This is a genomic window from Campylobacter sp. CCS1377, assembly GCF_040008265.1.
In the GTDB taxonomy this organism is placed as follows: domain Bacteria; phylum Campylobacterota; class Campylobacteria; order Campylobacterales; family Campylobacteraceae; genus Campylobacter_D.
Window position 1 is genome coordinate 696,359 of the sequence record NZ_CP155620.1, and the last position, 14,386, is coordinate 710,744.

Annotated in this window: 15 protein-coding genes and 1 tRNA gene; 5 read left to right on the forward strand and 11 right to left on the reverse strand. The window is 29.6% G+C overall.

What is annotated here, in order from left to right:
• Positions 1-8: 8 nt before the first annotated feature.
• Both AAH949_RS03545 and AAH949_RS03550 read left to right on the forward strand, forming a co-directional pair.
• Positions 9-1,823: an ammonia-forming cytochrome c nitrite reductase subunit c552 gene (locus AAH949_RS03545; RefSeq protein ID WP_348518999.1), complete on the forward strand. Its 1,815-nt coding sequence runs from the start codon at positions 9-11 to the stop codon at positions 1,821-1,823.
• 111 nt (positions 1,824-1,934) lie between these two features.
• A tRNA-Ser gene (locus AAH949_RS03550) sits at positions 1,935-2,024 on the forward strand.
• Positions 2,025-2,129: 105 nt separating this feature from the next.
• Here the strand turns inward: AAH949_RS03550 and AAH949_RS03555 are convergent.
• The 9 genes from AAH949_RS03555 to rpe form a co-directional block, all read right to left on the reverse strand.
• Positions 2,130-3,410 (reverse strand): hypothetical protein, encoded by a 1,281-nt coding sequence (locus tag AAH949_RS03555; RefSeq protein WP_348519000.1) that lies wholly within the window; start codon positions 3,408-3,410, stop codon positions 2,130-2,132.
• A gap of 773 nt (positions 3,411-4,183) precedes the next feature.
• Positions 4,184-4,465: a hypothetical protein gene (locus AAH949_RS03560; protein ID WP_348519001.1), complete on the reverse strand. Its 282-nt coding sequence runs from the start codon at positions 4,463-4,465 to the stop codon at positions 4,184-4,186.
• Between the two features lie 73 nt (positions 4,466-4,538).
• The gene (locus tag AAH949_RS03565) at positions 4,539-4,865 is read right to left on the reverse strand and encodes a hypothetical protein (RefSeq protein ID WP_348519002.1); all 327 of its coding nucleotides are present in this window, start codon (positions 4,863-4,865) and stop codon (positions 4,539-4,541) included.
• A gap of 72 nt (positions 4,866-4,937) precedes the next feature.
• Positions 4,938-6,092, reverse strand: coding sequence for a GDSL-type esterase/lipase family protein (locus AAH949_RS03570; protein ID WP_348519003.1), 1,155 nt, complete (start codon positions 6,090-6,092; stop codon positions 4,938-4,940).
• Positions 6,079-6,921 carry a DUF459 domain-containing protein gene (locus tag AAH949_RS03575; RefSeq protein WP_134239368.1) on the reverse strand — a complete coding sequence of 281 codons (843 nt, stop codon included), beginning with the start codon at positions 6,919-6,921 and terminating at the stop codon, positions 6,079-6,081. The genes AAH949_RS03570 and AAH949_RS03575 overlap by 14 nt, the downstream gene beginning before the upstream one ends.
• Positions 6,921-8,291 carry an MBOAT family O-acyltransferase gene (locus AAH949_RS03580; RefSeq protein ID WP_348519004.1) on the reverse strand — a complete coding sequence of 457 codons (1,371 nt, stop codon included), beginning with the start codon at positions 8,289-8,291 and terminating at the stop codon, positions 6,921-6,923. The genes AAH949_RS03575 and AAH949_RS03580 overlap by 1 nt, the downstream gene beginning before the upstream one ends.
• 9 nt (positions 8,292-8,300) lie before the next feature.
• The gene (locus AAH949_RS03585) at positions 8,301-8,795 is read right to left on the reverse strand and encodes a ferritin (protein WP_134239372.1); all 495 of its coding nucleotides are present in this window, start codon (positions 8,793-8,795) and stop codon (positions 8,301-8,303) included.
• Positions 8,796-8,857: 62 nt separating this feature from the next.
• Entirely contained in the window at positions 8,858-9,640 is a 783-nt protein-coding gene (locus AAH949_RS03590) for a 3'-5' exonuclease (RefSeq protein ID WP_134239374.1), read from the reverse strand.
• The gene (gene rpe, locus AAH949_RS03595) at positions 9,637-10,284 is read right to left on the reverse strand and encodes a ribulose-phosphate 3-epimerase (protein WP_348519005.1); all 648 of its coding nucleotides are present in this window, start codon (positions 10,282-10,284) and stop codon (positions 9,637-9,639) included. Before rpe ends, AAH949_RS03590 begins: the two co-directional genes overlap by 4 nt.
• A 178-nt stretch (positions 10,285-10,462) precedes the next feature.
• Here rpe and rpmB point away from each other — a divergent pair, with 178 nt between their 5' ends.
• The 3 genes from rpmB (at position 10,463) to AAH949_RS03610 (ending at position 12,211) form a co-directional block, all read left to right on the forward strand.
• Positions 10,463-10,657 (forward strand): 50S ribosomal protein L28, encoded by a 195-nt coding sequence (gene rpmB, locus AAH949_RS03600; RefSeq protein WP_134239378.1) that lies wholly within the window; start codon positions 10,463-10,465, stop codon positions 10,655-10,657.
• 192 nt (positions 10,658-10,849) lie between these two features.
• Positions 10,850-11,068, forward strand: a complete 219-nt coding sequence (locus AAH949_RS03605; RefSeq protein ID WP_134239379.1) for a YdcH family protein — start codon at positions 10,850-10,852, stop codon at positions 11,066-11,068.
• A gap of 18 nt (positions 11,069-11,086) precedes the next feature.
• Positions 11,087-12,211 carry a methyl-accepting chemotaxis protein gene (locus AAH949_RS03610; RefSeq protein WP_134239381.1) on the forward strand — a complete coding sequence of 375 codons (1,125 nt, stop codon included), beginning with the start codon at positions 11,087-11,089 and terminating at the stop codon, positions 12,209-12,211.
• A gap of 12 nt (positions 12,212-12,223) precedes the next feature.
• Here AAH949_RS03610 and AAH949_RS03615 read toward each other — a convergent pair whose 3' ends face one another.
• Both AAH949_RS03615 and AAH949_RS03620 read right to left on the reverse strand, forming a co-directional pair.
• Positions 12,224-12,811 carry an NUDIX hydrolase gene (locus AAH949_RS03615; RefSeq protein WP_134239382.1) on the reverse strand — a complete coding sequence of 196 codons (588 nt, stop codon included), beginning with the start codon at positions 12,809-12,811 and terminating at the stop codon, positions 12,224-12,226.
• A 288-nt stretch (positions 12,812-13,099) separates the two neighbouring features.
• Positions 13,100-14,386, reverse strand: coding sequence for a hypothetical protein (locus AAH949_RS03620; protein ID WP_348519006.1), 1,287 nt, complete (start codon positions 14,384-14,386; stop codon positions 13,100-13,102).

A 14,386-nucleotide genomic window follows, 5' to 3' on the forward strand; every position in this document is an offset into this window, starting at 1 on the left:
GAGGTAAAATGAGTAAAAAAGGTTTTTTATGGAGTGCAATTATTATTCTTGTTCTTATAATTGCAGCAGTTTTATGGCTTAATAAAGACATAGAACAAAAACAAAATGAAGGTGTTGGCGGTGTGCTTTCTAAAAATTTTGTAGAAATGAGTGATGATAATCCTACTTTTGATCATTGGGGTCAAAATTTTCCAGATTATTTAGATATGTATTTAACTGTTGAAAAAGAGCAGCCTGTTGCGACTGAATTTGGTGGAAATTTATCTTATTCAAAATTAACGCGTTATCCGCAACTTACAGTTCTTTGGGCGGGATATCCTTTTAGCGTTGATTTCAATGAAGAAAGAGGGCATTTTTGGGTTCAAGTTGATCAAATGGATACAGCAAGAAATAACAAAGACTTCTTAAATTCTCATGGACTTGCAGGATTTGGTGGTCAACCAACGGCTTGTATGAATTGTCATAGTGGGTGGACTCCTTGGCTTTTGAAAAATGTCGCAAAAGATGATTGGATAGCTTTTAACTCTACTAAGTATTGGACTATGATTAAAAATGTTCCTGCGGTAAATGGTATCACACCAAATTCACCTGAGCACTCAGGGCCACATGGAGGCAAAAGAATGGGTGTAACTTGTGCAGATTGTCACAATCCAAATGATATGAGTTTAAGACTTACTCGTCCAGCAGCTATAAATGCTTTGGTTGCTAGAGGCTATGAAAAAGATCCTATCCAAGGCGTTAAAGCTACAAGAGAAGAGATGAGAACTTTGGTTTGTTCTCAATGCCATGTGGAGTATTATTTTAAACCAACTGGAACTAAGGTTAAAGTAATGGGAGAGAGTATTACTAATGATAGTTCTAAAAAATGGTGGAATGGCACACAAAAAACTTATGATGAAGTTGACTCTTGGAGAGATGGCAATGCACCTACGCAAATTGAAGTAGATGGTCTGGAATTAGTTTTCCCTTGGTCTGAGTGGAAAAAGGGGCAACCATTTAGAATAGAAATGTTTGATGAGTATTATGAAAAAGTAAGATCTGTTTTTGATAAAGATTGGTCTCATAAATATACAGAAGCACCTATGCTTAAAATTCAACATCCAGAAAGTGAGCTTTATAGTGGTGGCGTGCATGCAGCAAATGGTGTAAGCTGTGCGGATTGTCATATGCCTTATGTTAGAAAAGGTGCAAAGAAAATGACTCAGCATAATATCACTTCTCCTTTACAAGACATCAACGCGGCCTGCAAGACTTGTCATACTCAAAGCGAAGATTATCTTAAAAAGCAAATCAAAGATATACAAAATTCTGTAGCTTATGATTTAAGAAAAGCAGAATATGCACTTGTAAGTTTGATTAACGATACTAAGATTTTAAGAGAAGAGCTTGCAAAATTAGACGCTTATAAGCAAGATACTAAGGCTAAAATTTCTAAAGAACTTAATGAAGTTTTAGAGCTTCAAAGAAAAGCTCAAATGAGAGCTGATTTTGTGGGTGCTGAAAATTCAACAGGATTTCATAATCCACGCGAAGCTTCAAGAATGCTTTTACAAGCCATTGATATGGCTAGAATAGCACAAACCAAGCTTGTAGAAATTGCATTGGCTAATGGCATAAAAGATTTTAAAACTTCAAATTTAGGTTTTGAGGATATGCAAAAGCTAAATCCAGGCGAGCTTCATTATAAGGTGGATTTAAATGGTAATAAAGCCGGAGATCGTTATTATAAGCATGATAATGTTAATGGCAATACACCAAAAGAACTTTTAGAGCACGATAAAAATTTAGTGCCTTATAATTATCAAATTATTGATCAAAAATAACTTTTTAGGCTTGTTCTTTAAGAATGAGCCTAAATTTTTATGATCATTTTAGAAATTTAAGCTAATTATTATCAATTTTGAATATAATTTCAATTTATTTCTATTAATAAAGGACAGATGGGTGAGTGGCTGAAACCACACCCCTGCTAAGGGTGCAGATCTTAACGGGTCTCGAGGGTTCAAATCCCTCTCTGTCCGCCACTATCTTATTTTTAAATCGTCTTTTTTATATATCTAATTTAATTATTTTTGACATCAAAGTAGTTTAAATTTAAAAAATTATAGCATTGCCTAATTTGTCAAAAATCAATCTCTAATACCCCTATCTTCACCAAATTTTAAAATTTTAGCTCTAAGTTCTTTCGGGAAATTATATCTATGTATAGCAGGGATTCTTGGATCAAGAAGCCTATCTAAATTATGATTTTTATAAATCCATTCTAATCTTTCAGGAGAGTAATAATAAGGTGCACTAGGATAGCCTTGAGGGGGAGTTAGGGCTTTAATTTTAGCTTCTAAAAGCATTGTTTCTAGCCAAATATTAGCAGATGTTTCAGGAGTATCATTGCTTATTTCCAAAGTATAGCGCTCCCTCATTCCATTCCCATAACGCTCGAAGTTATCAATGAATTCTTCCCTACTCTCTGGAGTAGAATCTACATCTCTTGGATCTTTGAGTGTTCCTTTTTCAACATCATCTTTTAGAGCATCATTAACTCTTCCTTTTGCTCCATCATAAACAAAATAATAATCATTTGGATCTATCACCCAATCCACCCCTATAAGTTCATCTAGAAAAGGTAGCATACCAAATTCATCATAAGGAGGATTTTTAGAAAAGTCTTTTAGCATTTGAGCTTTAAGAGGGTTTTTGTGTATGCCATCTGTTAAATCTCTATATGCATAAGAATCATAAAGACTTTTAAAGCCTTGTTCATGTCCTAGTTGTATGAGTAAAAAATTTATTGCTTGAGTTCTTGCTTTAAATCCTGTCATGGAAAGTTGTAAGGCTCCTACAAATCCTTTTATATCTCCTAGTATTCCTGCTGCTAATTCCCATTCAGCCATAAAAAGCCAACCTTTATGCATATTAGCCATACCTCTATTGGCTTCTACTTCTTTATAGAGTTCTTTATAGTCTTTATTGATTAAATTTCCTTTTTCATCTACATTACAATAAGCATCATAAGGTATATCTATAACAGTACTTCTAAGTCCACTTCTTATAATTAAATATTTATATCTTTCTCTTTTAGTTTTTAAAGATTTATAATAAGCTTTTTCTGCTTTAGTCCAAGGAGCTATAGCTCCTTTTATAGGATCTTTTAAATATATGCTTTGCCAATCTTTAAATTCAAGTAAAGTGGATTTTTGCCCTGTATAAAAGTTAGGATCTAGATACTTGGGTTTATAGTCTTTGTAGGGGGAGTTTTGCTTTATATCCCAAGCTTTAAAAAAAACCTTGGTATATTCTTTAGTATATTTGCCTACAGGATCAGCACTTTGTGCAAAATATATTTCATTAGTTTTTTTATCTACCTCTACTCCTAATCCATTAGGAGCGTATATCATATAAGTATCACTCATCTTTTATCCTTTCTTAATTTATCCTATATGTAAGCCATTTTTCATGATTATAGTGGTGGCTAGTCTGTTTGGTTTTATCATTGATTTAGAGCTTATAAATATAAAAATTCCTAAATATTATATAAAAATATTATTGTATTATTCTTATTGTTGCCAAGTGTTATTACTCATCTTAGTAAACGAATTTTTTATCATAATCACTTAATTATGTTAAAAATTCACTTATTGACAGTTAAAATTCAAACCACAAGGAGTGAATTTTTGATAGTCTTTAAAGATTTTCATATATCACATACACACTCGCAATTAATATAGGAGCATTACACATAAACCCTATAAACCAACTTAATTTTTTGCGTTTTTCTCCTATGCTATAACATTTAAATAAATAAGCTTGTAATAAACAAGGAAGTATCAAAAATGTGATTGCCAAAAAAACATAGTTGCAAAGGTTAAAAATTTAAAATAATTACGCACTCTATATTCTTGCGGTGATAATTTTTCAACTTCTGGAGGATCAAGCAATACAAGCGATTTATAAAATTCAAGATCATAGCTAAGATAAAATATGATAACAATAGCCATAAAAAGATAATAAAAGATATTGAAAAATAAGATTTTACAAATTCTTTTATGTTAATCTTAATCCAATAATTTAAAATAGAAAAGACAATAAGAAAACTTAAAGTCGTAAGATAAAATTTTATATTAGTAAAAGCAAGAATAAATCCAAATAAACCCCAAAAAATAGAAAGTGTAATACTATCTCCCATTTAAACTCCTGTATCATAAAGCACATTATAAGCTTTATCTTTAAAATCAAGCTTAGTGATAAAATCTTTACTATAAAGTTTAAAATCTAAACCATAAGGAGTGAATTTTTGATAGTCTTGATAATCTTGATTGTAAATATAGTATTGTTTAGTTTTTGGAGATTGCAGAATTCTTTGAGGGCTTATTGAACAATCAATTTTATATCCATCTATTTCCCATTCAAGCCATTCTCTATAAGTTGCCATTTGCCACAAAGAACCTTCTATGCTAAAAGTCTTCATTATTCAAATAACTAGCTTGTGCAAGCTCGGCATAATCTCTTAGCTTATTGATTTTTTCTTTCAAAATTATCCTTTATTTAAACAATGATAAAAAAATATATAATGTAACATAAAAACTATTATGATAATAAAACATGTAATACAATATCAAAGCCACAGGATAATACAATAATATCCATAATGTATTTATAATATATTTTCTTTCTTTTTTTATCACAAAATATACAATATTAAAAATGAGTAATGGAGGCAACCAAATTATAGCTATAAATTGTAAAGCAAGTATGAAAAAATCCACAAAATCCATACTATCAAATCCATGTGCTGTGGGCAGAAAAATTCCAAGTCCAATAGTCCAAAACATCCCCCAAATGATATAAATTTTCTTTAATCCATTCATTTGTTTTCCTTTTTTGTAGAATTTAGGCTAAAGTTAATTTTTAAAAATACAGTGGTAATTATAATTTTTGTATTATTTTAATAAAGCTTTTAAATCCTTATAAAATTTATTTGCCATCATCTTATAGCCTTGAATTGTTAGATGGACATCTTTTAAGGATAAATCATGTTTTATCCAAACATTTTTTCCACCACTTTGTTCTATAAATTCATTGGTATCAAAAACCAACAACTCTTCTTCTTTTGCAAGCTCATAAATGGCATTTTTAGCCTCTTTAAATTTTTGCTTTAAAAGGGAATTCTTTTCATCTTTTTTAGCCAAAGTAGGAGGGGTTACAAGAGTGATGATAGCCCTTGGATTATTTTCTTTAAGAATTTGAATGAGTTTTTTGTAGTTTTTCTTAAAATTTGCTTTTGAAAAACCAGGAAGTAAAATGTCATTTGAACCATAAACTAGCATGATGAAATCATTATTTAAAATTTTTAATTCATGTTTAAGTGTTTTTTCATTCCATCTTAACCATAGAGTTGAGCTTGCGCCATTAATACCTAGGATATCTATGAAATTATTATTGTATTGTTTGTAAATAAAATATCCGCCCAGCGAAACATTTTTTTGCAGTGCTTGAATTTTAAGAGGAAAGGAAACATTCTCCAATTCTTTATAAGTCCATTTTTGGGCCATGGGGCTTTGAAGTATAAAATTTTGTTTTTTTGCATCATTGATTTGAAAAGCTTTATCAGTATTAGGGCTTTTAAAGAGTATGCCTATTTTAAATTTATTATTTAACTTAGTGTTTAATTCTATATATGCATCTTTTTTTTGAGCTTGTGCAATGATGCCACCTAAAGGATAGCTTATATTTTTATCGTTGTTTTTTGAATTTAAAATGATAAAACCTTTATTTTTGTAGCTAAGATTTGTGTTTTGATGATACTCAGGTTGTAAAGGATAAGTAAAACCTATTGAATTGTTTTGGAATATTAAATTGCGAAGTTCTCCTGAGAAAAAGTCTGCTGCAATATGCGAGTCTCCGAAAATTCTGATTTTTAAATCTTGTTTTTTTTGAAATTTTTCTTTGAAATTCTGTAATTTTTCATCTGAAGTAAAATTATGCAAATTACTTTTTGTGTTTAAAATTTGTTCGGCTTTAAAATTACTCGCATTTGCACAAGCTGATAGGCTAAATATATAAAAAATAAAAATCAATAAATTAATGTTTTTCATTTCTTTCTTTCAAAATTAAATATTTTAATAAAAGCTTTGACATTAATTCAGATCCCTTTTGTGTGAAATGTATACCATCGTTTGCTCTGATTTTTATGCTTTTATTATTTTCGTTTTTAACATAACTTGAAAATACTCTATCTTTACTCATAGTTTGTGTTGTTTGTATGAATATCTCATCTTGTTTTTCTAGCTGCACTCGGTAGAGTTCATTGAGAATTTGAAGTTTTTGATTTAATTTTGTATCTTTGACAGGAGGAATTTCATACCAAAATAATGTGGCGTTATTTTCTTTAGCAATGTTAATGATTTCATTAATTCTTTGGGCGTAAATTTCTTGCCATTCTTTGCTATTAAAATGATAAGATTTGCCTTTTTTTCTAAAATCCCAAGGATCATTTGCGCCTAGTAAAACAACTAAATATTTGATATTTTTATTATTTTCAAAGGCCTGGTTTGTAGTTTTATTCCAATCGAAAAAACTTTTATAGGTGAGTCCTGTGCTTTGTTTGCTTAAATTTATGCTTTTGATATTGTATTTTTTTAAATCCTTGGCTAAGCTTATAGCTACTCCTTGCATTAAAGAATCTCCGATGAATAAAAATTCTTCATTTGGCAATATATTGATTTTCTTTTCGCTTTTTTTTGTCTTTTGAATATTGTTTTTTTGTTGAATGCTTAAATTTAAATCTGTTATGCTAAAGTTTTCATCATTTGTAGAGTCAAAATGATATTTTTGTTCAAGATAATTATTAATACTCTTATGCATTGCAATATTAACAAGTATAAAAGTGATAACTAAAATAAATAAAAATTGAATGATTTTCATTAAAAACTCGAATAAATAAAATTTGGAATCCCGCTTGGCATGGTTTTAAAAATCAAAATTAAAACGAATGCCAAAACAAAAGGCTTTAAAAATAGCGGCATTTGAATAAAGATTTTTACGCAATTTTCTTTTAAATTTATAAGATAAGGATAAAGCAAAAAACTTGCCGCAAAAGAAAGTAAAATGGTGAAATTTTGAGTATTGTTTGGTTGGGTGAAATTTTGCACGCAAGAATTTAAAAACAACAAAGCGTCTTCAAAATTTGCATAATAAAAAAATATCCATGCAAAACTTACATAATGAAAAGTAATAAATCTACCTAAATAAGTGCTGTATTTGAATTGATATTTTTTAAAAGCAAAAAAATGCAAAAATACCACTCCAGCACCATGCAATAATCCCCAAATTAAAAAATTAATCGTATTGCCGTGCCAAATTCCTGATAAAGCAAATGCAATAAGCAGATTAAATAAAGTTCGCACCAATCCTTTTTTACTTCCACCTAGAGGTATGTAGATAAAATCGCGAATAAATGTAGATAAACTAATATGCCATCTTTGCCAAAATTCTTTTAAATTTTTTGCCAAATAAGGCATATTAAAATTAGGCGGCAGTGTAAAGCCCAGCATTAAGGCAAAAGCACATACAAGATCCACATAACCGCTAAAATCACAATAAATTTGCACGCTAAAAGCATAAATAGCACAAAGTAAATCTAAGAAATTATAATTACTTGGGTTGTCTAAAATTTCTTTAGCATAAATGCCTAAATAATTTGCTATCAAAACTTTTTTTACTATACCAAAAAGCAATAAAATTAAAATCAAATCAGCGTTTTCGAATTTTCGTTTTTTATGGGCTTGAGCAAAGAAAAATTCACTTCTCATAATAGGTCCCATTAATAAAGTAGGAAAAAAGGAAAGATAGGTGCATAGATCAAGAAAAGTTTGAATTTTATGCTTTTTATAAACTTCGGTGAGATAGGTAATACTTGCAAAAGTATAAAAACTAATTCCCATAGGAAAGATCACATCAGAATTTAGAAAGTCAAATCCTAAAAATAATAAAAATTGATCAAAGCTGTCTTTGATACTAGAAAAATATTTAAAAAAACAAAGATTTAAAATTACCAAAGCAATGCAAGCTAAAAAAAGGTATTTTTTTCGTCTGATAAAAATCACTAAAGAAAAATAATAAATAAAAAAAGTATAAATAAAAAGTATAAGTGCGAAATAAGGATTGATTAAAATATAAATAAAATAACTAAAAATTAAAATAAGAAAATTTTGCACTTTATGGTGATTGAAAAACCAATAAAGCGCAAAAAAAAGTATCATTAAGATACTAAATTCCAAAGAAAAAAAAGTCATTTGTGAAATTTAAGCTTTAGCAAGATTTTTAATGTATTGATCGGCTAAATATAAACCATTGGCATTATCGCTAATGAGTTTTATTTTATCTACTATACCTCTAAAAAGTGCTTCTTCTTCGTGTTGTTCGCTAACATACCATTGCAAGAAATTAAAAGTGGCGTAATCTTTATGCGTGAGCATATGATCGACTAAATTATTGATTGAAGCTGTGATGCTTTGCTCGTGCTTGAAAGTTTTTTCAAATACATCAAGTAAGGAACTAAAATTCTGCTCAGGTTCTGCAACTGCTTTTAATTCTACTTTTGAATCAGTTTCGTTTAAGTAGGTGATTAATTTTTTAGCATGTTCGCTTTCTTCGCTTGCGTGCTGAAACAAAAATAAACCCGCACCATCAAAACTGTTTTCATAACACCAAGAGCTCATGCTGAGATATAAATTTGCAGCATACATTTCTTTATTGATTTGTTCATTGAGTAGCTTGATAACTTCTTTTGAAAGCATTATTTCTCCTTAAATTTTAATAAAATAATTTTATAATGATATAAAGAATAATTTAAAATAATCTAAAAATTAGCAAAATTTTGCTTCGCCCCCTTGAGTCTTGCTGTTTTTGTAAAATGAATGAGCTCTTCTGTGGTTTTGATATGATAAGGAAGTTTTGAAAGGCAATATTTAAAAATTTCAGCCGCCGCTAAAGCATCGCTTAAAGCTCTGTGATGGGTGCTTTGTATATTTAAAATTTCTTTTAAAGTTTCAAGTTTGTAACGCGGACTTTCTATGCAACATTGTGCAAATTCTATAGTGCAAATGCGACGATTAAGCAAAATTCCAAAACCGCATTCGTTAAGGGCTTTGGAGATAAAAGTATAATCAAATCTTACATTGTGTGCGATAAAAATACTGTCTTTTAAAAACAATCTAAAATCATTTAAAACTTTGGCTAAACTTGGAGCATCTTTAACCATTTGAAGCGTAATACCTGTAAGTTCTGTGATATTTTGTGGAATTTGTTCCACTTTGATAAAGCTATTAAAGCGTCCTAATTCCTTAGAATTTTTGATTTTTACTGCACCAATTTCTAAAATTTGTCCGTTTTTAGTTCCCCCTGTGCTTTCAATATCTACTATGCAAAAAGTTTCGTTTTTGATATTATTTGTGCGTGTTTTTAGGCTGATTAAATTGTCTTTATTTAAAAGCAGACCAAGGCCCATTAATTCAAGTGTTTCTAGATCAAGGTCAAAATAAGATAATTCTTCGATTTTCGCAAATTCATTCATTACCCATTGATAGGGTTTGCTTTGTTTGCTAAGCACGGAAATAATTTGATCGATTTGCTGTAGGTTCAAAATTTAAGCTTTAAAGATGAGATTGAGGTTTTATAATCATTTGAAGAAAATATATAACTTCCAGCTACTAAAATATCAGCTCCAGCGGCCTCTAAATCGCTTGCATTTAAACCATTTATCCCCCCATCGACTTCTATAAAAACCTTAGCATTTTTTTTATCAATTAAAGATCTTAATTCTTTGATTTTATCATAAATTAAAGGTAGAAATTTTTGACCGCCAAAACCAGGATTAACACTCATTAAAAGCACCATATCCACAAATTCTATCATGTGTTTTATCGAATCTATAGGCGTGTGTGGATTTAAAACTATAGCAGGGTGAATTCCATGATTTTTAAGGTATTCGCAAAGTCTTATAGGATGATTTTCGGCTTCAATATGAAAAGAAATAAATTTGGGTTTTAAGGGAATGAAAAGATCTATAAATTTAATTACATCATTAGCCATTAAATGCACATCTAATGGCACTTGGGTGATGGCGGAAATTTTTTCTATTACACAAGGTCCAAAGGTTAAATTAGGCACAAAATGTCCATCCATCACATCAATATGAAGTAAGTCTGCTCCTGCTTCACTTACGGCTTTGATTTCTTCTTCTAATTTTAAAAAATTTGCAGATAACAAACTTGGGGCTACATACATTGCTTTTACCTTGTTTTTTAAATTTTTTATTTCAAAGTTGATAATTCTATCTTGTAAAGTATAAAAAAAATATAAAACTAAAATATAAAAAAATTAAAAATCTTTATATTTTTTAAGTTTTATTTGATATAATTACCGTTTTTATTATTAATTACGAAAAATTTTTTAAGGAAAAGCAATGGCTAGAGTATGTCAAGTTACGGGTAAGGGTCCTATGGTAGGAAACAATGTCTCTCACGCAAACAATAAAACAAAAAGAAGATTTTTACCAAATCTTAGAACAGTTCGTGTCACTTTAGAAGATGGAACTACAAGAAAAATGAGAATAGCAGCTTCTACACTTAGAACTCTTAAAAAACAAAATTCTAAATAATTTTAAAAGAGTCTTGGACTCTTTTTATTTCAAAATTCTAAATACTAATTTAATTCTTGCTTTTAAAAATTTTAACTTAATATTAATGAAAATTTTTAATAATAAGCAATTTAATGTAGTTTTTTATGTGATTTTTTTGATTTTTTGGTTATAATAATTACATTAATATTTTTTAAATTTAAAGGAGTTTTTATGCTACACGAATATAGAGAATTAATCTCAGAATTAAAAGGAAAAGATGCACATTTTGATAAATTATTTGAGCGTCATAATGAACTTGATGATCAGATTAAAGATGCTGAAGAGGGAAGGGTACATTTAGATGATCTTGCATTATCTGCACTTAAAAGAGAAAAGCTCGGTATAAAAGATGAGCTAAGTGAGTATTTAGCTAATTGCAAAAAATCATAAAGCAAAAGGAATATCACAATGTTTGGTTCAAGCAAAACGCAAAACGAAAATTTAACAAACGCTCTAGCTCAAATCAAGAAGCTAGAAGCACAAATAGAAAGCCTTAAAAATGAAAAACAAGAAATTAGTGACAAGCTTAAGCGTTGTGAGCAAGATGCGTTAGAGTCTTCTCTAAAAACAGATTTATTGCAAATTTTACTTAATGGGGCTTTGCAAAATATCACTATAGTTCAAAATGATATGTCTGATAATGTTAATAAGGCTGAACAAATTTCTAGTTTATCAAAGTCTTCTTTAAATAGCATTAATAGTCTTCAAAATGCTACAAATTCCATCAACTCTTCTCTTGCGGATATTGTAGAATCTGCAAATAAATCAAGAGATGCTGCCGCAACTTTGCACAGAAGTGTGGATGAGATTACCAATGTAATTAGCTTGATTAAAGATGTATCCGATCAAACTAACCTTTTGGCGTTAAATGCAGCCATTGAAGCTGCGCGTGCAGGAGAGCATGGACGAGGTTTTGCAGTTGTTGCTGATGAAGTTAGGAAATTGGCAGAAAAAACACAAAAAGCTACAGCTGAAGTAGAAATGAATATCAATCTTTTAAAGCAAAATGCCAACGAAATGTATACTCAAAGCGAGCAAGTTGAAAAAGTTTCAATGGATTCAAATTCACATATTATGCAATTTGCTGATCAGTTTAATGCTTTTATTCAAGAAGTTCAAGCCATTGATACTAATGCCAATATTATTACTTCAGAAACTTTTGTTTCTTTAGTGAAGCTTGATCATATGGCATTCAAACTTAACGCTTATAAACAAATTTTTGTTCGTTCTGGTGAAAAATTAGCCGATCATACAAGTTGTCGTTTAGGTAAGTGGATGGCGAGTGCAGGTAGGGAGAGATTTGAACATAATCATTATTTTGGTAAAATTACCGAACCACATCAAAGAGTGCATTATAATATGAATAACGCAATAGAAACTGCACATAATGAAGACATTACTTGTTCGCAAATTCAAGGTGAAATCATTGAAAAATGTAATGAGGCAGAAAAGGCATCTTTGGATTTATTTGAAGTATTTAAAGATATGCTTTTGGAAGAAAAAAATAAAAATAATATTCAAGAAGAAAATTGATTTTAAACTAACTCAAATATTTGAGTTAGCTTTATTGATAAACCACAAGCAAGCGTAGTCGAGTAAAGGCGATCTTGTTATTTTTGTAACAAATTCTTGAAAATCTTCTATTTTAACAAAAACGCTTTCAATAACCTCTTCACAAATCCCGCCTCCGTTTGAAATTTTATCTTCTTCATCAATTTCAGCGAAATAAAGAGTTTGCTTACTTGCACCAGAACCAAATCCTGTATAAAATTCACCTATTTTTTCAAGTTTTTTAGGAGAGTATCCAAGTTCTTCGATACATTCTTCCTTGGCGATTTGCTCTAAACTAAGTTGCTTATCTACGAGTCCTGAACAAAGTTCTATTGTGTAACCCATATTATCGTCTTTGATATAATTTGCATCTTTTTGCTGGTGAAACCAAAGGGCAATGCGAAATTGTTTTACAAAAACAAAGCTTTGTAAAGATTTGTGATAAAGCAAGATTGAAACACTATCCATTGCTTCGATAAAATCCCAAACGCAATTTTTTCCATCATTGGTAAAACTATATCGTTTAGGCTTTATGTAGATAGAGTCTTTAAATTCCAATTCTTTGATATTACTAATTTTCATTATTGCAACCTTATAAATTTTTAATGATTATAATTAAAAGTTCTTAGTATTAGATAAAAGAATTATTTTTTTAGATAGGTTGATATTTTACACTGTTTAAGTGCAGAACAAATCAAAGACTTTTATAGGATAAATTTTTCAAAAAAGAATATTGATAATATTTTAATTAAAGGTTAATAAACCTTTTGGTGAAGGTTTAAAAATCTTTTTTTGCGAAGATTCTTGAAAGAAAATTTATTGATTTTAAATTTTGAAATCTTATATTTCTTAAGTATTAAAATTTGCAAATCAATCTTTAATGCCATTTTCTTCACCAAATTTTAGAATTCTAGCTCGAAGTTCTTGCGGAAAATTATATCTATATATAGCAGGAATTCTTGGATCAAGGAGTTTATCAAGCTTATGTCTTTTATAATACCATTCTAGTTTTTCAGGGGTAAAATAATAAGGTGCATTAGGATAGCCTTGTGGAGGAGTGAGGGCTGCTAGTTTGGCATGTAGTATTAAAGTATCATTAAAAAGTTGTGCTCTTTCTTCACTCCAATCATTAGGTGTATCGGTTTCATAACCTTGCCTCATACCCTTTCTATATCCAACCATATAACGATCAAATTCCCTTCTGCTTTCATAAGTAGAATCTACATCCCTTGGATCTTTTATCTTACCCTCAACCACATCACTTCTTAAGGCTTTATATATATCTCCAAATTCATCATTAGCCAATCTATATTTATTTAAATCAATCACCCAATCTACTCCCATAATCTCATCTATAAAAGGAAGCATACCAAATTCATCAGGTTTTAAAGTCTTAGCTAAGGTTTTAATCTCTTGTTCTCTTAAAGGATTTTTATGCACTCCTACTAAACCACTTCCTACAGCAATATCTGCATAACCATAAATAGCACCTAATAAATTAGGTTTATCTAATATACTACTTCCCCCACTTAATTGTATATAAAGTATAGTAGCTTGGATAAATCTTGCATTAAAACCATTTTGAGACATATCATTAGCTAGATATTTATAATCACCTAGTATTCCTGCTGCCATACCCCATTCATTATGAAATAAACTTGATCTTAGATTATGTTTATTATCATCTACTATTCTATATAATTTTTCATATTTAGGATCTACATTTCCTTTTTCATCTACAGCTCCTATGGCTTCATAAGGTATATCTATAACAACACTTCTTATACCACTTCTTATAACTAAATATTTATATCTTTCTTTTTTAGTTTTTAAAGATTTATAATAAGCTTTTTCTGCTTTAGTCCAAGGAGCTATGCTTCCTTTAATAGGATCTTTTAAATAAATACTTTGCCAATCTTTAAATTCAAGTAAAGTAGAAGCTTGTCCTGTATAAAAGTTAGGATCTAGATATCTAGGTTGATAGTCTTTGTAGGGAGAGTTTTGTTTGATATTGTGTGCTTCAAACAAAGCTTTAGAATATTCTTGGGTGTATTTGCCTACCTTAGCTCCCCCATCACTTAATAAAATTTTATTCGTTTTTTTTTCTACATCTAATATAACACCATTAGGCATATAAATTTCATAAGTTTCACTCAT

Coding starts and splice junctions, on each gene's coding strand:
- AAH949_RS03560 (WP_348519001.1), bottom strand. CDS start 4,465: ATGAAGACTTTTAGCATAGAAGGTTCTTTGTGGCAAATGGCAACTTAT.
- AAH949_RS03610 (WP_134239381.1), top strand. CDS start 11,087: ATGTTTGGTTCAAGCAAAACGCAAAACGAAAATTTAACAAACGCTCTA.
- AAH949_RS03545 (WP_348518999.1), top strand. CDS start 9: ATGAGTAAAAAAGGTTTTTTATGGAGTGCAATTATTATTCTTGTTCTT.
- AAH949_RS03580 (WP_348519004.1), bottom strand. CDS start 8,291: ATGACTTTTTTTTCTTTGGAATTTAGTATCTTAATGATACTTTTTTTT.
- AAH949_RS03585 (WP_134239372.1), bottom strand. CDS start 8,795: ATGCTTTCAAAAGAAGTTATCAAGCTACTCAATGAACAAATCAATAAA.
- AAH949_RS03555 (WP_348519000.1), bottom strand. CDS start 3,410: ATGAGTGATACTTATATGATATACGCTCCTAATGGATTAGGAGTAGAG.
- AAH949_RS03565 (WP_348519002.1), bottom strand. CDS start 4,865: ATGAATGGATTAAAGAAAATTTATATCATTTGGGGGATGTTTTGGACT.
- AAH949_RS03615 (WP_134239382.1), bottom strand. CDS start 12,811: ATGAAAATTAGTAATATCAAAGAATTGGAATTTAAAGACTCTATCTAC.
- rpe (WP_348519005.1), bottom strand. CDS start 10,284: ATGTATGTAGCCCCAAGTTTGTTATCTGCAAATTTTTTAAAATTAGAA.
- AAH949_RS03620 (WP_348519006.1), bottom strand. CDS start 14,386: ATGAGTGAAACTTATGAAATTTATATGCCTAATGGTGTTATATTAGAT.
- rpmB (WP_134239378.1), top strand. CDS start 10,463: ATGGCTAGAGTATGTCAAGTTACGGGTAAGGGTCCTATGGTAGGAAAC.
- AAH949_RS03575 (WP_134239368.1), bottom strand. CDS start 6,921: ATGAAAATCATTCAATTTTTATTTATTTTAGTTATCACTTTTATACTT.
- AAH949_RS03605 (WP_134239379.1), top strand. CDS start 10,850: ATGCTACACGAATATAGAGAATTAATCTCAGAATTAAAAGGAAAAGAT.
- AAH949_RS03570 (WP_348519003.1), bottom strand. CDS start 6,092: ATGAAAAACATTAATTTATTGATTTTTATTTTTTATATATTTAGCCTA.